General features: G+C 71.1%; 20 protein-coding genes and 1 tRNA gene. 12 read left to right on the top strand and 9 right to left on the bottom strand.

Annotation, left to right across the window (positions count from 1 at the left end; all coding sequences use genetic code 11):
- Positions 1-9: 9 nt before the first annotated feature.
- The 3 genes from ACZ4SV_RS07420 (at position 10) to ACZ4SV_RS07410 (ending at position 2503) form a co-directional block, all read left to right on the top strand.
- Complete coding sequence (locus ACZ4SV_RS07420) at positions 10-996, top strand: aldo/keto reductase (RefSeq protein WP_468002206.1); 987 nt, start codon at positions 10-12, stop codon at positions 994-996.
- Between the two features lie 187 nt (positions 997-1183).
- Positions 1184-2086: a sugar phosphate isomerase/epimerase family protein gene (locus ACZ4SV_RS07415; protein ID WP_468002204.1), complete on the top strand. Its 903-nt coding sequence runs from the start codon at positions 1184-1186 to the stop codon at positions 2084-2086.
- 219 nt (positions 2087-2305) lie between these two features.
- Positions 2306-2503: a hypothetical protein gene (locus tag ACZ4SV_RS07410; RefSeq protein ID WP_468002202.1), complete on the top strand. Its 198-nt coding sequence runs from the start codon at positions 2306-2308 to the stop codon at positions 2501-2503.
- A gap of 63 nt (positions 2504-2566) precedes the next feature.
- Here ACZ4SV_RS07410 and ACZ4SV_RS07405 read toward each other — a convergent pair whose 3' ends face one another.
- Positions 2567-3571 carry a Gfo/Idh/MocA family protein gene (locus ACZ4SV_RS07405; protein ID WP_468002200.1) on the bottom strand — a complete coding sequence of 335 codons (1005 nt, stop codon included), beginning with the start codon at positions 3569-3571 and terminating at the stop codon, positions 2567-2569.
- Positions 3572-3707: 136 nt separating this feature from the next.
- Between ACZ4SV_RS07405 and ACZ4SV_RS07400 the strand changes: the two genes are divergently transcribed.
- Positions 3708-4730, top strand: a complete 1023-nt coding sequence (locus tag ACZ4SV_RS07400; RefSeq protein ID WP_468002198.1) for a LacI family DNA-binding transcriptional regulator — start codon at positions 3708-3710, stop codon at positions 4728-4730.
- 147 nt (positions 4731-4877) lie between these two features.
- Here the strand turns inward: ACZ4SV_RS07400 and ACZ4SV_RS07395 are convergent, their stop codons facing one another.
- A complete protein-coding gene (locus ACZ4SV_RS07395) occupies positions 4878-5222 on the bottom strand; it encodes a cupin domain-containing protein (RefSeq protein ID WP_397935391.1) in 345 nt (114 codons plus the stop codon).
- Between the two features lie 130 nt (positions 5223-5352).
- Here ACZ4SV_RS07395 and ACZ4SV_RS07390 point away from each other — a divergent pair, with 130 nt between their 5' ends.
- Positions 5353-5868, top strand: a complete 516-nt coding sequence (locus ACZ4SV_RS07390) for a hypothetical protein (RefSeq protein ID WP_468002195.1) — start codon at positions 5353-5355, stop codon at positions 5866-5868.
- 54 nt (positions 5869-5922) lie between these two features.
- Here ACZ4SV_RS07390 and ACZ4SV_RS07385 read toward each other — a convergent pair whose 3' ends face one another.
- Positions 5923-6501 (bottom strand): TetR/AcrR family transcriptional regulator, encoded by a 579-nt coding sequence (locus ACZ4SV_RS07385; protein WP_468002193.1) that lies wholly within the window; start codon positions 6499-6501, stop codon positions 5923-5925.
- Positions 6502-6705: 204 nt separating this feature from the next.
- On the opposite strand from ACZ4SV_RS07385, the gene ACZ4SV_RS07380 reads away from it, so the two are divergent.
- Positions 6706-8139, top strand: a complete 1434-nt coding sequence (locus tag ACZ4SV_RS07380) for an MFS transporter (RefSeq protein WP_468002191.1) — start codon at positions 6706-6708, stop codon at positions 8137-8139.
- Between the two features lie 46 nt (positions 8140-8185).
- A tRNA-Pro gene (locus ACZ4SV_RS07375) sits at positions 8186-8259 on the top strand.
- A 142-nt stretch (positions 8260-8401) separates the two neighbouring features.
- Here the strand turns inward: ACZ4SV_RS07375 and ACZ4SV_RS07370 are convergent.
- From ACZ4SV_RS07370 to ACZ4SV_RS07360, 3 genes are read right to left on the bottom strand one after another with little or no spacing between them, the layout of a single operon-like run.
- Positions 8402-9391 (bottom strand): hypothetical protein, encoded by a 990-nt coding sequence (locus ACZ4SV_RS07370; RefSeq protein ID WP_468002189.1) that lies wholly within the window; start codon positions 9389-9391, stop codon positions 8402-8404.
- Positions 9392-9423: 32 nt separating this feature from the next.
- A complete protein-coding gene (locus tag ACZ4SV_RS07365; protein WP_468002187.1) occupies positions 9424-10464 on the bottom strand; it encodes an LGFP repeat-containing protein in 1041 nt (346 codons plus the stop codon).
- 52 nt (positions 10465-10516) lie between these two features.
- Positions 10517-11707, bottom strand: a complete 1191-nt coding sequence (locus ACZ4SV_RS07360; RefSeq protein WP_468002185.1) for a DUF4185 domain-containing protein — start codon at positions 11705-11707, stop codon at positions 10517-10519.
- Positions 11708-12181: 474 nt separating this feature from the next.
- Here ACZ4SV_RS07360 and ACZ4SV_RS07355 point away from each other — a divergent pair, with 474 nt between their 5' ends.
- Positions 12182-13231, top strand: coding sequence for an alpha/beta hydrolase (locus tag ACZ4SV_RS07355; RefSeq protein ID WP_468002183.1), 1050 nt, complete (start codon positions 12182-12184; stop codon positions 13229-13231).
- A gap of 154 nt (positions 13232-13385) precedes the next feature.
- Here the strand turns inward: ACZ4SV_RS07355 and ACZ4SV_RS07350 are convergent, their stop codons facing one another.
- Positions 13386-13730 carry a hypothetical protein gene (locus ACZ4SV_RS07350; protein ID WP_468002180.1) on the bottom strand — a complete coding sequence of 115 codons (345 nt, stop codon included), beginning with the start codon at positions 13728-13730 and terminating at the stop codon, positions 13386-13388.
- Positions 13731-13780: 50 nt separating this feature from the next.
- On the opposite strand from ACZ4SV_RS07350, the gene ACZ4SV_RS07345 reads away from it, so the two are divergent.
- Together ACZ4SV_RS07345 and ACZ4SV_RS07340 are read left to right on the top strand one after the other, a co-directional pair.
- Entirely contained in the window at positions 13781-14053 is a 273-nt protein-coding gene (locus ACZ4SV_RS07345; RefSeq protein WP_468002178.1) for an ATP-binding protein, read from the top strand.
- Between the two features lie 55 nt (positions 14054-14108).
- Positions 14109-14825, top strand: a complete 717-nt coding sequence (locus ACZ4SV_RS07340) for a class I SAM-dependent methyltransferase (protein WP_468002176.1) — start codon at positions 14109-14111, stop codon at positions 14823-14825.
- A 265-nt stretch (positions 14826-15090) separates the two neighbouring features.
- Here the strand turns inward: ACZ4SV_RS07340 and ACZ4SV_RS07335 are convergent, their stop codons facing one another.
- Positions 15091-15513 (bottom strand): hypothetical protein, encoded by a 423-nt coding sequence (locus tag ACZ4SV_RS07335; protein ID WP_468002514.1) that lies wholly within the window; start codon positions 15511-15513, stop codon positions 15091-15093.
- Positions 15514-15741: 228 nt separating this feature from the next.
- On the opposite strand from ACZ4SV_RS07335, the gene ACZ4SV_RS07330 reads away from it, so the two are divergent.
- Positions 15742-16143 (top strand): hypothetical protein, encoded by a 402-nt coding sequence (locus tag ACZ4SV_RS07330; protein ID WP_468002174.1) that lies wholly within the window; start codon positions 15742-15744, stop codon positions 16141-16143.
- 142 nt (positions 16144-16285) lie between these two features.
- Here ACZ4SV_RS07330 and ACZ4SV_RS07325 read toward each other — a convergent pair whose 3' ends face one another.
- Positions 16286-16720 (bottom strand): DUF8189 domain-containing protein, encoded by a 435-nt coding sequence (locus ACZ4SV_RS07325; RefSeq protein WP_468002172.1) that lies wholly within the window; start codon positions 16718-16720, stop codon positions 16286-16288.
- Positions 16721-17147: 427 nt separating this feature from the next.
- On the opposite strand from ACZ4SV_RS07325, the gene ACZ4SV_RS07320 reads away from it, so the two are divergent.
- Positions 17148-18356, top strand: coding sequence for a S8 family peptidase (locus tag ACZ4SV_RS07320; RefSeq protein WP_468002170.1), 1209 nt, complete (start codon positions 17148-17150; stop codon positions 18354-18356).
- The last annotated feature ends 55 nt before the right edge of the window (positions 18357-18411 follow it).

Below are 18411 nucleotides of genomic sequence, written 5' to 3'. Positions count from 1 at the left end.
AGGACCAGCATGAAATACCGCATCATCGGAACGGAACCGGCCACCCGGCGGAAGGTGAGCGTCCTCGCGCTCGGCGCGATGCTGTTCGGGTCGCGCACCGACGAGAAGACCTCCTTCGCCGTCCTCGACCGCTACGCGGAGGCCGGCGGGACCTTCATCGACACCTCCGACAACTACGCCTTCTGGGAGGACGGGAGCCAGGGCGGCCAGAGCGAGGAACTGCTCGGCCGGTGGCGGCGCAGCCGGGGCGTCGGCGACGAGATCGTCATCGCCACCAAGGTCGGCGCCCGGCCCCTCGCCCCCGGCACCTCCTTCACCGACAACCCCGAGGGCCTGTCCGCGAAGGTGATCCGCGAGTCGGCCGAGCGCAGCCGGGACCGGCTCGGCGTGGACCGGATCGACCTGCTCTACGCGCACATCGAGGACCGCGCGGTCCCGCTCCAGGAGACCGTCGAGGGCTTCGCCGCACTGGTCGCCGAGGGCACCGTGGGCCTGCTCGGCGTCAGCAACCACGCCGTGTGGCGGGTGGAACGGGCCCGCGCCCTCGCGGCGGCCGCCGGACTGCCGGGCTACGAGGTGCTCCAGTACCAGCACAGCCACCTGCGGCCCCGGACGGACGTGCCGAGCGAGCTGTTCCCGCACGGCAGCCTCGGCGGCGCCGACGCCCAGCTCCGCGACTACCTGCACGCCGAGCCGGAACTGACCCTGGTCGCCTACTCGCCGCTCCTCGCCGGCGCCTACACCCGCGCCGACAAGCCGCTGCCGGCGGACTACGACCACCCCGGCACCCCGGCCCGGCTCGCGGTGCTGCGCGAGGTGGCCCGGGAGACCGGGGCGAGCGTCAACCAGGTGGTGCTGGCCTGGCAACTAGGCGGCGACCTGCCCGTGATACCGCTCGCCGGCGCCTCCTCGGTGGCCCAGCTCGACGAGAACCTCGCCGCCGTGGAGCTGGAACTCACCGACGAACAGCGGGCCCGGCTGGACGCGGCGCACTGACCCGCGCCGCCCCTGCTCCGTCCGCGTCCGACACCTGCGGCCCGACCGGCCGTGAGAGGATGTCTTGACAAAGCAGGGGTGGCGGGCGCCAACTGAACCGGGTACGCGGCGCCGGCACCGGGGAACCGTCCGAGGAGGGCGGCCCCACCCGCGCCCGAGGCCACCACTGCCGAAGGGAACCCCGACCATGCCCCAGGCCCTCGACCGCATCCGGGTCGGCTCCGCCCCCGACTCCTGGGGCGTCTGGTTCCCCGACGACCCGCGGCAAGTCCCCTGGCAGCGCTTCCTGGACGAGGTGGCCGAGGCGGGCTACGCGTGGATCGAACTCGGCCCCTACGGCTACCTCCCCACCGATCCGGCCCGGCTCACCGAGGAGGTGGCCCGGCGGAACCTGAAGGTCTCGGCGGGCACGGTCTTCACCGGCCTGCACCGCGGCCCGGCCGTCTGGGAGGAGACCTGGGCCCAGGTCAGCCGGGTCGCCGCGCTCACCCAGGCGATGGGCGCCCGGCACCTGGTCGTGATCCCCTCCTTCTGGCGGGACGACAAGACCGCCGAGATCCTGGAGCCGCCGGAGCTGACCGCCGAGCAGTGGACGCACCTGGCGCGGGGCATGGAGCGGCTCGGGCGCCAGGTCCGGGAGACCTACGGCCTGGACATCGTCGTCCACCCGCACGCCGACACCCATCTGGACACCGAGGCCCACGTCGCCCGCTTCCTCGACGCGACCGACGGCGGACTGGTCGGCCTCTGCCTGGACACCGGGCACTACGCTTACTGCGGCGGCGACAGCGTCAAGCTGATCGAGACCTACGGCGAACGCATCGGCTACCTGCACCTCAAGCAGGTCGACCCGGACGTCCTCGCCGAGGTCGTCGCGCAGGAGCTGCCGTTCGGGCCCGCCGTGGCGCGCGGGGTGATGTGCGAACCGCCGTCCGGGGTCCCGGCGCTCGGCCCGGTGCTGGAGGCGGCACAGCGCCTGGGCGTGGACCTGTTCGCCATCGTGGAGCAGGACATGTATCCGTGCGAGCCGGACGCGCCGCTGCCGATCGCGGTCCGCACCCGGCGGTTCCTGCGGTCCTGCGGTGCCTGACGGGGCACCCGGCGGTTCCTGCGGTCCTGCGGCGCCTGGCAGGGCGCGCGCCGGATCCTGCGGTCCTGCGGTGCCTGACGGGGCGCGCGCCGGATCCTGCGCTTTCCCGACGGATTCGGCCGGGGCGGGGCCGGGAACCAACCGGGGCACGCGGGCGTCCGACCAGAGAACCCGGACAGCCCCGGCAGCGGGGAACGTCCGCGCGGACGGGAGGACGACATGGCACACCGCACGCAATCCGACGAGACGTCCCGGGAGACCGGCGACGAGGCCGGCGCCGGGCGTCAGCGGCGCTACGGCAGGCTGCCCGAGCGGATACGCCCCCAGGACACGGTGGAGACGAAGCCGGCCACCCTGCCCGATCCGGCGCGGGACACCTACCACGCGGACGAGTGGCTGATCCGGTACTGCGGCTGACCCGAAGCGGAACGGGGAGCGGGAAGCGGGGGCGGGCACGCCCGGCCCCGCTTCCCTGTCCGCTCAGCCGGTCCGTACCTCCGCGAGCGTCACCGGCCGGTGCTCGCGCAGGGACAGGGCGCACGCCTCGGCGGTCCAGCCGGCCTCCAGGGCGTCCTCGACGGTGCACGGGGACGGCCGGGTGCCGGCCACCACCTCGGTGAACGCGGCGAGTTCGGCGCGGTAGGCGTCGGCGAACCGGTCCATGAAGAAGCCGTGCGGAGGGCCGGCCGGGAAACCGGCGCCGGGCTCGACCGAGCGCAGCGGCAGCCTGTCGTCCAGACCGACGGCGATCGAGTCGGCGAAGCCGTGCAGCTCCATGCGCACGTCGTAACCCCGCGCGTTGTGGCGGGAGTTGGACACCACCGCGATCGTGCCGTCGTCCAGGGTCAGCACCGCCCCGGTGGTGTCGGCGTCCCCCGCCGCCCCGAGGGGACCGGCGCCCCGGGTGCCGCCCACCGCGTACACCTCGGCGACCTCACGGCCCGTCACCCAGCGGATGGCGTCGAAGTCGTGCACGGCACAGTCGCGGAAGATGCCGCCGGACGCGGCGATGTACGCGGCCGGCGGCGGCGCCGGGTCCAGGGTGGTGGACCGCACCGTGTGCAGCGGGCCCAGCTCCCCGGAGCGCACGGCGGCCCGCGCGGCGGCGAAGCCCGCGTCGAAGCGCCGGTGGTAGCCGATCTGGACCGGCACACCGCCGTCCCGCACCACCGCGCGGACCCCGGCGCCCTCGCTCATCGTCCGGGCGACGGGCTTCTCGCAGAAGACCGGGACGCCGGCCTCCACGCCGGCCCGGATCAGGGCCGGATGGGCGTCGGTGGCGGCGGCCACGACGAGCCCGTCCACACCGGCCGCCAGCAGGGCCGCGGGCGAGTCCGCGACCTCGGCGCCGAACCGCTCCGCCGCGGCCTTGGCCGCGTCCGCGACCGGATCGGCCACGACGAGCGACTCGACGACGGCGAGCCCGGCGAGGGTCTCGGCGTGGAAGGCGCCGATACGGCCGAGACCGAGGATTCCGATACGCATGAGGGTGCGCTCCTAGGGTGGGGTGCCGAGTTCTGGGGCGGAGCCGCGAGGCCGGTCCGGCCCTGCCATTCTTGTCCGTACAAACCCCGCGCACCATCAGCGGCGAGCCGTCAAAAACCCCTCAAGGAGCCGGGCCATGGGCCACCCGTTCCCGATCCGGGAGATCGCCCGGCAGGCGGGCCTCAGCGAGGCCACCGTGGACCGGGTGCTGAACGGCAGGGGAGGGGTGCGCGAGAGCACCGCGCGCGAGGTGCGCCGGGCCATCGCCGACCTCGACCGGCAGCGCACCCAGGTCCGGCTGGTCGGCCGCACCTTCATGGTCGACATCGTGGCGCACGCGCCCGGACGGTTCACCGCCGCCGTACGCGCCGCCCTGGAGGCCGAACTGCCCGCGCTGCACCCGGCCGTCGTCCGCTCCCGCTTCCACTTCCGGGAGACCGGCCCCGTCCGGGACCTGGTCCGCGTCCTGGACCGGATCGCCCGGCGCGGCTCACAGGGCGTGATCCTCAAGGCGCCCGACGTGCCCGAGGTCACCGCGGCCGTCGCCCGGCTCACGGACGCCGGCGTTCCCGTCGTCACCCTCGTCACCGACCTGCCCGCGAGCCGGCGGATCGCCTACGCCGGCATCGACAACCGCGCGGCCGGCGCGACCGCCGCCTATCTCACGGGCCAGTGGCTCGGTGACCGGCCCGGCAACGTCCTCACCAGCCTCAGCAGCGGATCGTTCCGCAACGAGGAGGAGCGGCTGACGGGGTTCCGCTGCGTCATGCGGGCCCGGCAGCCACGGCGGGCGCTGGTGGAGACAGCCGGGGGACAGGGCCTTGACGCCACCCAGTACGACCTGGTCCGCGCCGCCCTGGAACGGGACCCGGAGATCCGCGCCGTGTACTCCATCGGCGGCGGCAACCAGGCCACCCTGCGGGCCTTCGCCGACCTCGGCCGGGAGTGCGCGGTGTTCGTCGCGCACGACCTGGACCAGGACAACAGCCGGCTGCTGCGCGAGCACCGCCTGTCCGCGGTGCTCCACCACGACCTGCGGCACGACCTGCGCGAGGCCTGTCACGCGGTGATGCGCCGGCACGGCGCGCTGCCGCCCGCGGGCCCGCCGCAGCCGTCGGCGATCCAGGTGGTCACCCCGTACAACCTGCCGCCCGAGTAACCCGGTTCCCCGTGTCCGCCGAGCGCGCCATCGCGTCCGGCACGGCCGCGCTGCGCACGGCGTCCGCGACCAGCCGGGGCCGCGGCGGGAGGTGCGGACAGTGGTGCCGGTGCCGCGCGTACGCCCGGGTGCGCACCCGGCCCCTCCTCACAGACGGATCACGTACGCCTTGCGCAGCGTCTCGTGCACCGTCCACGTCGTACGGTCGCCCGCGCGCAGCACCGCCAGGTCGCCGGGTCCCACCCGCAGCGTCGGCCCGTCCGCGACCTCGATCGTCGCGGACCCGCTGATCACCACGAACAGCTCGTCCGCCTCCGTGTCCGTGACCACGCCCGGCGTGATCTGCCAGATCCCGCGGAGCTGGCGCCCGTCCGCCGACCGCTCCACCACCTTCCCGGTGACCTCCGGTGTCCCGGAGACGATCCGCGCCGGGTCCAGGGGCTCGGGTTCGAGAACGGCGTCGGCGATGTGGAGCGCGAAGCTGTGCGTCATGCGGCCGACCCTAGGCGGCGCGCGGGTCCGGCCGCCGTGGACAGTGTGTGGGGCATCGGGCCTGGTCACCGGACACTTCGTCGGGCCACGCCGACTGGCGCGGGCGCCGGGCCCGGGTGATCGTGGGGACATGGCCGACTCCACCGCGGCCGGCCCGGCACCGCCCCGGCGGCACAGCATGCGCGAGATGGTCCTGTTCGGCGGCGTCTACGGCGCCGTCCTCGCCAGCTCGATGGTCGCCGCGCTCACCCAGTACGGGCACACCTCCGCCGACGTCCGCGGCTACGACGCCGCGTGGGTGCTGGTGACGGCGGGCGCCTCCGCGCTCGCGCACGGCTACGCCCACTACATCGCCGAGCGCGCCCCGCACCGCCGGTGGGACGTCCTGCTCGCCCTGCGCGACGAGTGGCCGCTCGTCGCGGCCGTACTGCCCACGGTCCTGCTGCTCGCGGGCGCGCGCTGGGGCTGGTGGCCCGCGAAGGGCGTCGAGTACGCGGCGTTCGCCCTCAACATCGCGATCCTGTTCGTGCTCGGCGTCCTCACCGCCCGCTGGTCGGCGCGGCGCTGGCCGGTCGCCGTGCTCATGGGGGCGGGGGACGCGCTGCTCGGGCTGGTCGTGGTGGGGGCGAACGCGGTGATCAAGTAGGTGACGGGACCGTACCGCGAGCCGTTGCTGGCACGGGCGCCGGGGCGGGCGGTGTCAGCGGGTGGCGCGGACCCCGTCCAGGGCGATGGCGAGCACCCGGTCGCGCTGGGCGTCGTCCGCGAAGGCCGTCGCCGTGATCCCGGCGGCCATCCGCACCAGATCGTCGAAGTCCATGTCCGTCCGGGCGACACCCGCCCGCTGCGCGCGCTCCAGCAGCGGGCTGCCGGCCGCGTACATGGAGTCACGGCAGGACTGGAAGATGTCCGACGTGCCGTCGAGGGCCTCGCGTACGGCGCGCTTGGTGACCATGTAGCCGGCGAACCGGTGCAGCCATGCGGTCAGCGCCTCCCATGGCTCCCGTTCGGCGAGTTCCACGGCCGCCCGGCACAGCGCGTGCACATCGTCGGCGTAGACGGTCTCGAACAGATCGCGGCGGGTCGGGAAGTTGCGGTACAGCGTGCCGATGCCGACGCCCGCGCGACGGGCGATGTCCTCCAGGGAGGCGGCCGCCCCGTGCTCGGCGAACGCCGCGCGGGCGGCGTCGAGCAGGGCGTCGTAGTTGCGGGCGGCGTCCTTGCGCAGCGGCCGGCGGGCCGCCACGATCTCGCCGACGGGGAACGGCGTGGCCGTCACTGCTGCCTCCCGGAGGGGGAATCGATTGAAACCGGAGGTGATCCTCCGCTACAGTGGAGGGGTACCTCCACTTTACCAGTGCGGGGTGGCTCCGCCCTGGCCGGACGCGGCCCGGGCCGCCGCCACCGCACCCGGCGCACGGACCGTACGACCGTGCTCCCTCCCTCCCGACCCTCCGAACCCCGATTCCGGAGAGGCTTCCTCATGCCCCGCGCGTCCACCCGTCTGACCTTCGCCGTCCTCGCGACCGGTGCCGGCGTCTTCTCCATGCTCCAGTCGCTGATCGCGCCGGCCCTGCCGACCGTCCAGCACGCCCTGCACACCTCCCAGTCCACCGTGACCTGGGTGATGACCGCCTATCTGCTGTCCGCCTCGGTCTTCACCCCGATCCTCGGCCGGGTCGGCGACATCGCCGGGAAGAAGCGGACCCTCGTCGCCGTCCTGCTCACCGTCCTCGCCGGCTGCCTCCTCGCCGCGCTGGCCCCCAGCATCGGCGTGCTGATCGTCGCCCGGATCGTCCAGGGCGTCGGCGGCGCCCTGTTCCCGCTCTCCTTCGGCATCATCCGGGACGAGTTCGCCCCGGCCCGGGTCAGCGGCAGCATCAGCAACATCTCCGCCGTGATCGCGGCCGGCGGCGGGGTCGGCATGGTGGCCGCCGGACCCATCGTGTCCGCGCTCGACTACCGCTGGCTGTTCTGGATCCCGGTGGCGATCGTCGCCGCGACGGCCCTGCTCGCCCTGCGCTGCATCCCCGAGTCGCCCAAGCGGGCCGAGGGGCAGGTCGGTTGGGCCGGCGCCGTGCTGCTGTCGGGCTGGCTCGTGGCCCTGCTGCTGCCGCTGAGCCAGGCCGGGCGGTGGGGCTGGGGCTCGGCGCGGGTGCTCGGCCTGTTCGCCGCCGCCGTCGTCCTGTTCGCGGTGTGGCTGACGACCGAGGCCCGCTCGCGCAACCCGCTCATCGACCTTCGGGTGCTGCGGCTGCCCGCGGTGTGGACCACCAACACCGCCGCCCTGCTGTTCGGCGCCGGCATGTACTCCATCTGGTCCTTCCTGCCGGGCTTCGTCCAGACACCCGCCACGGCCGGCTACGGCTTCGGCGCCGGCGTGACCGCGTCCGGCCTGCTCATGCTGCCGATGCTGCTCGCCATGTTCCTCTCCGGCATCCTGTCCGGCCGCCTGGAACCCCGCGTCGGCGCCAAGGCGCTGCTCACCACGGGTGCCGCGCTCGGCGCGCTGGCCTGCGGCTTCCTCACCCTGTGGCATGACGCGCAGTGGCAGATAGCCGTCGTCGCGGGTCTCTTCGGCCTCGGCATCGGACTGGCCTTCGCCTCGATGGCCAACCTCATCGTGGGCAGCGTGCCGGTGGAGCAGACCGGCGCCGCCACCGGTATGAACGCCAACATCCGCACCATCGGCGGCTCCATCGGCGCGGCCCTGACCAGTGTCCTGGTCACCGGCCGGCTCCAGCCCTCGGGCCTGCCGTACGCCTCCGGCTACACCCACGGCTGGACCCTGCTCGCCCTGCTCTGCCTGGCCGCGGCCGGCGCCGCCCTCCTGGTCCCGGCCCACCGCTCCGGCCGCCGCCCGGCCGGACCGCACACCACACCGGGGGTGACACGGGCACCCGCGCGGGTGCGGTAGGGTTGACCTGCGTGATCACGCGGGCCGCCCCGCGTGATGACCGCAACGGGACGTGGCGCAGCTTGGTAGCGCACTTGACTGGGGGTCAAGGGGTCGCAGGTTCAAATCCTGTCGTCCCGACTCGTGAGAGTCGCAGGTCAGGGCCGGTTTCGGAGCAATCCGAAACCGGCCCTCGGCCGTTTCTGGGGACCAGTCGGTAACCAGGCTCCCTTCCTCCTCGCCGTGGCCTGCGGATCGGGAAGGAGTGCGCTGATGGGTCACCTCAGTTGTCGGTGATCCAGGTGCCCTTGTCGGGGTGCCAGTGGATGGTGGCCTTCTGGAAGCGCTGCGCTCGGCCGCCGCCGGCCTCGTCCACCTCGTCCGTGGTGGGGTAGCCCAGCACGCTTTCGTGGCCCGCCGCGTGGAAGGCGTCGTAGATCGCGTCATGGACGACGTGCGTGCCGGTGGACGGCGACCACAGGAACAGGCCCCGGTCGAAGAACTGGTAGCGGCCGCGCGTTCCGTCCGGTGCCCGGGAGGCGTCCGCCTCGTCCATGGTGGGAAAGCCCCAGCGCCGTTCCGCGTCCGTGGCCCAGAAGGTGGTCAGGATGTCGCCGTGCACCGCGTACGCCACATCCGGATGCCACAGGATGATCCCGTTCTCGAACTCCTGGAAGCGCCCGCCCAGCGAGGCATCGCGTTCACCACGGACGGGCCGTCCCAGTACGCCGCCAGGTCCGCCCATGCTGTCGTACTTGACCGCGATGCTGCCGTACGGCACGAGGTCGTCCAGTTGGTTGTAGCGGCGGGGTGCGAACCCGCGGAGCCCGTCGGTCCACACCGATTCCTCGGCCACGTGCCCGAAGTCGTACTCCTCACGGACCACCGGTCGGGTGTGGGCCGCGTCCGCCCAGCGGACGAACAGTGCCACGTGGTCGACGCCGCCGGAGTCCCGCAGCAGGGCGTCACCGGGCTGCAAGTCGTCGGCCGGGATGTCGAACGTGACGTTCCACAGGCTCCAGGTGGTGAGGGAACTGCTCAGATGCCAGGCCATGGACACATAACCCGAGCAGTCCGGGCGATAGCAGCCGAACCGGTTGTTGTGGCAACCGGTCTGGCTGTACGGCACCTGCTCCTCGATCCACGACCATGCGCGGTCCATCACCTCACCCCGCCCGATCGGCTCGTCGGGAGCCGACGCGTGCGCGGCCGGTATGGCGCAGAAGGTGACCGCGAGAGTCGCCAGCGTCAGAGCCGCCAGACGACGCACCATGCGGTGAAAGGTCCTCAAGGAAGCCCCCCGTTTCAGTTGTCGGTGATCCAGGTGCCCTTGGCGGGGTGCCAGTGGATGGTGGCCTTCTGGAAGTGCTGCGCTCTGCCGCCGCCGGTTTCGTCCACCTCGTCCGTGGTGGGATAGCCCAGCACGCTTTCGTGGCCCGCCGCGTGGAAGGCGTCGTAGATCGCGTCATGGACGACGTGCGTGCCGGTGGACGGCGACCACAGGAACAGGCCCCGGTCGAAGAACTGGTAGCGGCCGCGCGTTCCGTCCGGTGCCCGGGAGGCGTCCGCCTCGTCCATGGTGGGAAAGCCCCAGCGCCGTTCCGCGTCCGTGGCCCAGAAGGTGGTCAGGATGTCGCCGTGCACCGCGTACGCCACATCCGGATGCCACAGGATGATCCCGTTCTCGAACAGCTGGAAGCGCCCGCCCAGCGAGGCTGCCTCCTCGGCCCGGACCGGACCGCCGAGGACGCTTCCCGGGCCGCCCATGCTGTCGTATTTCGCCCCGATGGTGCCGTAGGGCCGGAACGCCTCGTCCTCCAGCCCCCGGGCGATGCCCTCCGCCTGGTCGTAGCGGTCAGGGTACGCGGAGCGCTGCACGGCCTGGGCGAGCTGCCCGGCGGTGCTCCCCTCCATGCCGGGGTCCATCTGCAGGGCCACCTCGAAGAACTTCTCCGCCGCGTAGTCGACGTCCATGACCTGTTCGGGCGAACCCCAGCCCTGCGAGGGGCGCTGCTGGAAGACGCCGAGCGAATCCCGGTCCCCGCACGACAAGTTGTTCATCCGGGACTCGACCCAGCCCGTCTCGAACCCGGCGAGCATGACCTTCTGGGAGACGTTCATGCGCTGGCCGACCTCGTAGACCTTACGGGTGACCGCGATGTCTCGCTCCGGAGGGACGTCGCAGTACAGCGTGGCGGGGGCGGCGTGGTTCAGGGGGCCGGGGATGTCCTTCCGGGGCTTCGCGCCCTGGGCGTTCGCCGGACTGCCGCTCAGTACGGTCAGGGCGATGAGGGCGAGCAGGGCTATGCTGCCTGGTCTCGCGCGTCGTAAGCGGGCTCCGCTCATATGTTCCTCCTGTAGTGGGGGTGTGTGCCGAAGGGGAAGTACGCGGTGCGGCCTACGGGTTGATGCCGTCGTACTGCAGCACCCGGTAGGGCGACTGGTGGGGCTGCCCGTTCCACTGCGACACGATCAGCGTCAGGGAGTTGGGTGCGGCGCTGCCCGGGTGGATGTACCCGCCGTAGAGGAAGGGGAGTTGGGGCTTGCCCCAGTGGTTGGGCGGCCAGGCGGTGTCACCGACGATCTGCGGCTTCGGTGCGCTCCACACGGCGTCGGGCCGGGGGGCGGTGCGGGTGCAGATCGAGTAGTCGGTGACGTCGAAGTAGCTCATGCAGTACGTGCTGCCGATGCGCTTCACGGAGAACTCACCGATGTTGTTCCCGGAGAGGATGACCGAAGGCTGGACCGCACGGGTCCACTGCCAGCGGCCGTCGAGGTAGGCCCAGTTCTCCTGTGCTCCGAAGTTGCCGGCGCGGAACTCCTCCGGTCGGATACGGAAGAGCTGGATCGCCCCGCCGTCACCGGTGTTGCGGTGGCTGCCGTTCCAGCGTTTGGAGAAGATGTACAGCCAGCCGTCGGGGTCGATGCCCGCGAACGACCACATCCCGTACATGGACTGGTTCACCCCCTGGGTGTCACCCGCCCAGTGGTAGGGGTAGTCGTGCCAGGTCACGCCGTGGTCGTCGGAGTAGGCGACACCGGACATCCGGGAGCCGTCGTAGCCCGCGGGCGGCTGCCAGACCTCCACGGAGGTGTACTGGATGTACGTGCGGCCGCCGAACTCGATGCAGTCGTTCGGGATGCGGCTGACCTCGAAGCCGTATCCGTTGTCGGCGTTGTGCTGGTAGTCGAACAGCTGCCGGGCCGCGCCTCCCGTGGGCATCGCCCAGCTAAAGGAGATCGGGGTCGCGCCGGAGGCATCGAACGCGGCCTGGTTCAGCATGACCGGGGAACCCAGGTATTCCCCTCCCAGTGCCGGTTCGGTGAAGGAGTCACCGAAGACATAGCCCCAGGTGTTGTCGTGCTCCCGGTAGTAGGGGATGGCGAGATCCCCCGACCCCAGCCCCTGCGAGCGCGCCGAGTCGCCGGGCTGTTCGCACAGGGCTGTCCCGCGCTGAGCCGCGGCGGCGCGGGGCGCGGCGGCGATCGAGCTGCCCAGGACACCGGCGCTCAGGGCGACGCCCGCTCCGGCCCTGAGCAGCGACCTGCGGGTGAGCGAGAGGTGATCGGCGTGTGCGGGATCGGACATGGTCGGCCCTCCAGGGTCGGCTCACCGCGGTGCACGCGGTGTCGAGTCGGCAAGGTGTCCACGAGCGTTGTGCCGGCCGTTGCGTGTCTCCTCATGCCTCGGTCGGTGCCGGGGCAGCACAGGGCGCTCGCTGCGCCACGGCTCCGGGAACGGCCCGGGCAGCCGCAGCAGGTTCATCCTGGCGAGGGGCGTTGACAAGGTGATGAAATCCCTGGTCGGGGGCGCCGGCATGAGGCGGGCCGACCCCCTCGACCAGGCCGAGGACGTCAACGGCGTGGTCAGCACTGTGGGGAGACCACGCAGGGCGTCCCCTTCCTGAGCTGAGACCGCACACGAGCACGCCGGCACGTCGGTGCCGGCCTCCGGCCTGCGCTTTCATCGGGACTTCACCGCTTCCCGATACAACTTGCGCCACCAGCACGAGCGCTCACGAGGAGGCACGCTGTGAAAGGGACACCGAACGGGTGGCGACTCATGGCGGCAGGGATCGTCACCGCCGTCGCCATGGCGGTCATGCCGGCCGGTCCGGCACAGGCCGCCGACACCACCTCACCACCCCCGATGGCGAACGGATTCGGCCTGACCCAGGTCGACACGGCCGTAGGCGGTCCCACCGACTTCTCCATCACCGTGACCACGCCCGAGGTGGCGGGCAAGCACCACATCAAGATCATCCTGCCGAGCGGCTACTACGACGATCCGGGCAGGCGCTACCCCGTGCTGTACTTCCTGCACGGCTCACCGGACGACCCGGTCCGGCAGAACTACCCGGCGCTGACGATGTCGGACTCGATGATCACCGTCATTCCGGACGGTGGGGCACGGGGGTGGTACGCCAACTGGCTCAACCAGAAGACGCAACTCGGCGCCCAGAACTGGGAGAACTTCCATCTCAAGCAGGTGATCCCGTTCATCGACGCCAACCTGCGGACCGTTCCCACCAAGAAGGCCAGGGCCATCGCCGGTGTGTCCATGGGCGGCTTCGGCGCCTTCCACTACGCGCAGGTCCGCCCCGACCTGTTCAGCCAGACCGCATCCCTCTCGGGAGACATCGACCTGTCGGCCAAGTCCATGGACCTGCGGCTGGCCGTCGTCGCCTCCGTCACCGATGCGCTGGGCGCGATCTGCGGCTCGTCATCCGGAGCCTGTGACCCCGACAACTCCCCCTACAAACCCGGCGTGGACAGTGACGCGCTGTTCGGCTCGCCCTACCCGGTGTTCAATGCCGACTGGCGGTGGAACGAGGTCGACCCCGCAGCGCACATGGACAAACTCGCCGGAATCGGGGTCTCCGTCTACGTGGGCAACGGAGGCGGCTCACCCGTCGAACCCGAGTTCTGGCTCGAAGGCGCGGCCCAGCACGTCAAGGACAGCATGGACGCGCTGGGCATGTCCTACCACTACGTCGACTACGGCGATGGCTCCGCCTGGGGCACTCAATGCAACGGCGGCCACAACGGCGGCTGCTGGGAGCAGGACCTCCGGGACCTGATCCCCAGGCTGGAAAAGGCCTTCGCCTCCTGACACGGCCGAGTTCCTGCACACTTACGGGGATGTGGACGGTCCGCAGGAAGATCCGGCAGTAGTCGTGTCCCGGCTCATCCGGCGGGCGTCCGGCCACGTGGTGCGGCTGCTGGGGCGGCTCAGCGCACCCACATGCCGCACACTCGGCACATCCCTAAGCGAGCAACAAGTGCCCGTAGTCGGTCAGTACTTCGCGCGCCTCGGGTACGTCTTCGTACTCCTTCAGCCGCCGCAGGACCGTCCGGGCCCGCTCCGCCGCGCGCTCCGAGGAGAGATCCCCGGACGCGTCGATGACACGGCGTGCCTCTTCGGCGGCCTGCTCGGGCTCGTTCGCGTCGGCAAGCGCCACGGCCAGCCACGACCGGTACACAGCGACTTCCCGGGCGTGCGTGGCGTCGTAGCGTCCCAGCACGTCCTGGAGCAGCGGCACCGCGCGTAGCGGGCGGCCCAGCTCGGTGAACACCCGGGCGTCCATGACCTCCAGCTCCTCGCGGGTCACCCACTAGGCCCGACCTGGCCGAGGACGGGGCGCTGATCGTCTCCGAGCTGGTGGCCCACGCCGTCCAGCACGCCCGGCGGGAGTCCATCCGAGTCGTCGTCGACCGCCCCGACGCCGCGCGGGTGCGTGCCGGCGTCGGGGACCTCTCCAGGACGCGGCCGGTGGAGCGCGAGGCTGACGACAGCGAAGAGGGCGGGCGCGGCCTGCGTCTCGTGGCGGCGCCGGCCGCCGCCTGGGGCACGGACGAGCGGCGCTGGCCACTCGGTGCGATAGAAAATGTCGTGGAGATGCTCACCGAACAGATCGAAGGCCGCTCGGCATGAGCATGGACCAGCTGAAGACTGCCGTTGCCGCTCACCCAGCCGGAAGGAGTGCCTGGTGAACTCGATCGTGCAACCGGACGGAGGCGCAAGCGAGCGGCTGGATCGAGTGGCCGCCGTACGTCGCGCGCTCACCAGTGACGGGCCGCCGCGGAGTCCTGACGGCGGTCCGGACTTCGCCACGGCCACGCTGCCGGAGCGCGACTGTGATCAGGTACGTGACCTTCTGGTGCAAGAGCGAGTCGGCACCGTCGTCGAGATCGGGCTCGCCTATGCCAGCTCGGCACTGGCGATCAGCGAGGCACTCCTGCGCACCGGTGCACGAAACCCACGGCATGTGGTGATCGACCCGTTCCAGTACACGGCATACGACGGTATCGGGTGGGAACTGCTGTGCAGCGCCGGTCTGGACGACATGGCCGAGTTGGTGACCGAACCATCACAGCGGTTCCTTGCCCGGTTGGCCGGCGCGGGTTTCGCCGCGGACGCGGCGTTCGTCGACGGCAGTCACCACTTCCACAACGTGTTCGTCGACCTCCACTTCCTGGGCGAGATCGTCCGACCCGGCGGCATCGTGCTGCTCGACGATGTCTGGTGGCCATCGGTCCGAGCTGCCGTGGCGTACTTCGAGATCAATCTCGGGTGGCGTCCGATACCGGGTGCTCTGGCCGACGGGATCGCCGACCCGGCCCGTGATCGGCCGCGGATCGGTGCCTACCGGCTGCCCGATCTGCGCCCGACGCCCGACTTCAGGGAGTTCCGGCCGTTCTGCTGATCCAGGTGGGGCGCGGCGCCCACCCAGATCGGGCGGCCGTGCCTCAGCCGCAGCGATGACGCCGCGTTGAGCTTGGTGTGTCCAACTCGAGTGCTCACTGGCCAACTGAAGCTCATAGTCACCCATGTACACCCGCCGGCCATGAGCCCGGATGCCTCAGAAGCGAGCACGTCACGGAGTTGTGAGCGGGCGGTGATGCCCAGCTTGGGGAAGACCCGGTAGGGGTGGGAGCCGACCGTGCGCGGTGACCGGAGCACACGGCCGCCTATGCGGTCGGGCAGGTACCGCCAGTGGCGGAGAAGAGGGCTGGGAAACCCTTCTGCGTGGCCGCCGTGTTCAGGAGGCTGACGAGGCCGGCGGCCGTTTGGCCCGCCTCGTCGACTCCGGGAGCCGTGATGGTCATCGACTGCCAGGGGCGGCCGTTGTAGCGGAAGCAGAAGGGGAAGGGGAACAACTGGACACCGACGGCGGCCTCGACGGCGTTCGGCAGCGAGAGAGTCGCGACGGCGGTGTGACCCGTGGACAGATTGTGTTCCTCGGCGGCGGTTATCCCGTCCTGCTCCGTCGTCAGATCCTGGGCTACCTGCTTCTCCTCCTCCGGACACCAGGCACCCCAAACCGGTGACAACTCAGAGGAATCCGCGACGAGCTCGTTGAGCGTGGGCGTGAGGTCGGTGTCTTCTCCCATGACAGCTCTCCTTCGCGCGAGGGAACAAGACCGTGCACTTCACGATGCTTCCGGAGCTACCGGACGGGCGCAAACGGGTGCCAGGTTGCGGCCCTCCGCAGGCTGCGACACCCTTGAAGGTGAGGCTGGCTGGACCGGGCCCGCGCCGCCCGCGGGTGGCGCCGCCCCCCTCTCGTACCGGGCCGTGACCGACCAGTGCGTTCCAGCCTGCCGTGAGGAGGCCGCATCATGTCCACCGTCTCGGTCAGCCCGCTGACATCCAACGTGACCGTGCAATCGGTCACCGGCACCGATTCCACGGGTCTCGGCAGCTCCTTCAACGTCGGGAGCCTGGCACCGGTGACGGATACGGCGCTCGCCAGTCCCGGTGTGGCGCTCACCGTCGATATCAAGGCCGAGAACACCAAAGGTGAGGCCAACTCGCTGAAGGCCACTTTGACAGACCCTTCCGGGAGCAGCGGTTTCTTCGGGGAGGGCACGATCACGTGGGACGAGGGGGATGACGGCGTCGCCTGGATCGAGTTCACCGGCTTCCCGCTCCAGGACGACCAGGTGACACCGACCGGCGAATGCGAGCTCGCCCTCCAGACCTCCGGCGCGGACGTCTCCGTACGCCTGTTCACCGTGTAACGGTTGACGGTGGTCGTTCCCACCTGACCCGACGGACGCGCCGGAAACCGTGCCGCCGTGTCCGTCGCAACCGGAGGGGTTGCGGCATCGAGGTGTCCTCTCCTCGGTGAAGCCCTTCCCCGTGGGCTGGTGCCCCCGGCGGTCACGGGCAGAACTGGCCGTTGGGTTCGACGAGGCAGCTCACCTGCCAGTCGGTCCACGTACCGTTGGGGTAGCGGACCCGGAACCAGTAGTTGTTGTCCTTGCCGAGGGCCGACATGAAGACGAGAGAGTCACTGGTGCTCTGCTGAGGGTCGACCTGGATGCGGCTCTGGACCCATCCGCCCATGGACACCCATCCGTTCCAGGAGCCGTCAGGGTAAGTCCAGTTGGTCCATACCGCGTGATCGCTGCCGACGACGAACTCCTCCTTCGTCCCGTTGGCCAGCTTCGTCGTCGAGATGCCGTACTCGCAGAAGTACTTCTGGCTCTTGTTCGTGCAGGAGGTCGCCGCCTGTGCCGGCGCCGCTGCCATTCCCACTCCTGCGCACGCGGCCACGGCCGCGACGGCCGCGAGGACACTTTTGAATCCGCGCATGTGCATGCTCCTTCGTCCCGTGATGCTGTCCTGTCGGGTCGGCGAGGGGGCAGGTCAGGCCCCCCAGCGCCTCTGATCAGTCCATCACGGGCATGTGAGGGCAGACCATGCGGAACTACCGGCAGAAGTAAGGCCCTCTTGCAGTTCCGCACACCCTGAACGAGCGCACACGTCGTGACTCAGGCACGGCCTCTTGTGGAGGCGTGTGCCCCGGTTCGACGCGCGCGCTGTTGTGTCGTGCGCATGGCAAGTATGTTGATGGTTCGTCAACTGCCTTGTAACCCAAGCCCGTTGTTGGCAACTCTTGATCGCAGTTCGAGCGGGGCGCCACGTCCCCGCCTCGGCAGGGGGCGCGATGACGCGCACCCGCCCCCACGGAAGCGCGCCCCACCCGTGCGCGCGCCGCCAAGAGGAGGAACCCCTCGTAATGGCACAACTGCGTAGCAAGAGAATACGGTCCGTCGCGATCGCCGCTGTCGCGGCGACCACCTTGGCCGGCGGCCTCGCCGCCGTCCCCGCCCAGGCCGCTCCCGCCCAGGGCACGGTGATCGGTGCCGGCTCGCCCACGGCGGTCCGGGACAGTTACCTCGTGACGCTGCGGAAGGACGCCGGATTCAAGGCCTCCTCGACCACGGGCAAGCATCTGGTCGAGGAGTACGGCGGCAGCGTGAACAAGACGTTCGGCAGCGCGCTGAACGGCTACACCGCCACCCTCTCCGCGACGGAGGCCAAGCACCTGGCCGCCGACCCGGCGGTGGCGGCCGTCGAGCAGAACCAGCGCGTCCGTGTCGCCGACACCACGCAGTCCAGCGCGCCGTGGGGCCTCGACCGCATCGACCAGACCTCCCTGCCCCTGTCCGGCACCTACACCTACCCGGACAGCGCCGGCAGCGGTGTGACCGCCTACGTCATCGACACCGGCGTACGCATCACGCACCAGCAGATCAGCGGCCGTGCCTCCTATGGTTACGACGCCGTCGACGGTGACACCGACGCCGCGGACGGCAACGGCCACGGAACCCATGTGGCCACCACCATCGCCGGCTCCACCTACGGCGTGGCAAAGAAGGCGAAGATCGTCGCCGTGCGCGTGCTGGACAACAACGGATCCGGGACCACCGCCGGAGTCATCGCCGGCATCGACTGGGTGACCCGGAACCACTCCGGGCCCTCCGTCGCCAACCTGTCGCTCGGCGGCGGTGCCTCCGCCACGCTGGACGCGGCCGTGCGCACCTCCATCGCGAGCGGCGTGACGTACGCGGTGGCCGCGGGCAACAGCAACGCCAACGCCTCCTCGTACTCCCCGGCCCGGGTCACCGAGGCCATCACCGTCGGCGCGACGACCAACACCGACGCCCGGGCGAGCTACTCCAACTACGGTTCCGTAGTGGACGTCTTCGCCCCGGGCTCCTCCATCACGGCCGGCTGGAACACCGGCGACACCGCGACCAACACGATCTCCGGCACCTCCATGGCGACCCCGCACGTCGCCGGAGCCGCCGCGGTCTACCTGGCCGGCCACCCCTCCGCCACGCCGGCCCAGGTCGCCACGGCCCTGGTGGACGGAGCGACGACGGGCAAGGTCACCGGCGCCGGCTCGGGCTCGCCCAACCGCCTGCTGAAGCTGGTGCCGTGACCGCTTCGCCGACGGTCCGCCCGTCGTGAGCACCGTGCCTCGGAGGCCGTCCCTG

The sequence above is a fragment of the Streptomyces sp. NPDC027672 genome (assembly GCF_055566335.1).
The sequence above is the reverse complement of the archived record's forward strand: the minus strand, read 5'-3'. Positions and strand labels throughout refer to the sequence as shown.

Excerpts from the sequence above, each read along its gene's own strand:
- ACZ4SV_RS07420 (WP_468002206.1), top strand. The coding sequence starts at position 10 with ATGAAATACCGCATCATCGGAACGGAACCGGCCACCCGGCGGAAGGTG.
- ACZ4SV_RS07415 (WP_468002204.1), top strand. The coding sequence starts at position 1,184 with ATGCCCCAGGCCCTCGACCGCATCCGGGTCGGCTCCGCCCCCGACTCC.
- ACZ4SV_RS07410 (WP_468002202.1), top strand. The coding sequence starts at position 2,306 with ATGGCACACCGCACGCAATCCGACGAGACGTCCCGGGAGACCGGCGAC.
- ACZ4SV_RS07405 (WP_468002200.1), bottom strand. The coding sequence starts at position 3,571 with ATGCGTATCGGAATCCTCGGTCTCGGCCGTATCGGCGCCTTCCACGCC.
- ACZ4SV_RS07400 (WP_468002198.1), top strand. The coding sequence starts at position 3,708 with ATGGGCCACCCGTTCCCGATCCGGGAGATCGCCCGGCAGGCGGGCCTC.
- ACZ4SV_RS07395 (WP_397935391.1), bottom strand. The coding sequence starts at position 5,222 with ATGACGCACAGCTTCGCGCTCCACATCGCCGACGCCGTTCTCGAACCC.
- ACZ4SV_RS07390 (WP_468002195.1), top strand. The coding sequence starts at position 5,353 with ATGGCCGACTCCACCGCGGCCGGCCCGGCACCGCCCCGGCGGCACAGC.
- ACZ4SV_RS07380 (WP_468002191.1), top strand. The coding sequence starts at position 6,706 with ATGCCCCGCGCGTCCACCCGTCTGACCTTCGCCGTCCTCGCGACCGGT.
- ACZ4SV_RS07370 (WP_468002189.1), bottom strand. The coding sequence starts at position 9,391 with ATGGTGCGTCGTCTGGCGGCTCTGACGCTGGCGACTCTCGCGGTCACC.
- ACZ4SV_RS07365 (WP_468002187.1), bottom strand. The coding sequence starts at position 10,464 with ATGAGCGGAGCCCGCTTACGACGCGCGAGACCAGGCAGCATAGCCCTG.
- ACZ4SV_RS07360 (WP_468002185.1), bottom strand. The coding sequence starts at position 11,707 with ATGTCCGATCCCGCACACGCCGATCACCTCTCGCTCACCCGCAGGTCG.
- ACZ4SV_RS07355 (WP_468002183.1), top strand. The coding sequence starts at position 12,182 with ATGGCGGCAGGGATCGTCACCGCCGTCGCCATGGCGGTCATGCCGGCC.
- ACZ4SV_RS07335 (WP_468002514.1), bottom strand. The coding sequence starts at position 15,513 with ATGGGAGAAGACACCGACCTCACGCCCACGCTCAACGAGCTCGTCGCG.
- ACZ4SV_RS07330 (WP_468002174.1), top strand. The coding sequence starts at position 15,742 with ATGTCCACCGTCTCGGTCAGCCCGCTGACATCCAACGTGACCGTGCAA.
- ACZ4SV_RS07325 (WP_468002172.1), bottom strand. The coding sequence starts at position 16,720 with ATGCGCGGATTCAAAAGTGTCCTCGCGGCCGTCGCGGCCGTGGCCGCG.
- ACZ4SV_RS07320 (WP_468002170.1), top strand. The coding sequence starts at position 17,148 with ATGGCACAACTGCGTAGCAAGAGAATACGGTCCGTCGCGATCGCCGCT.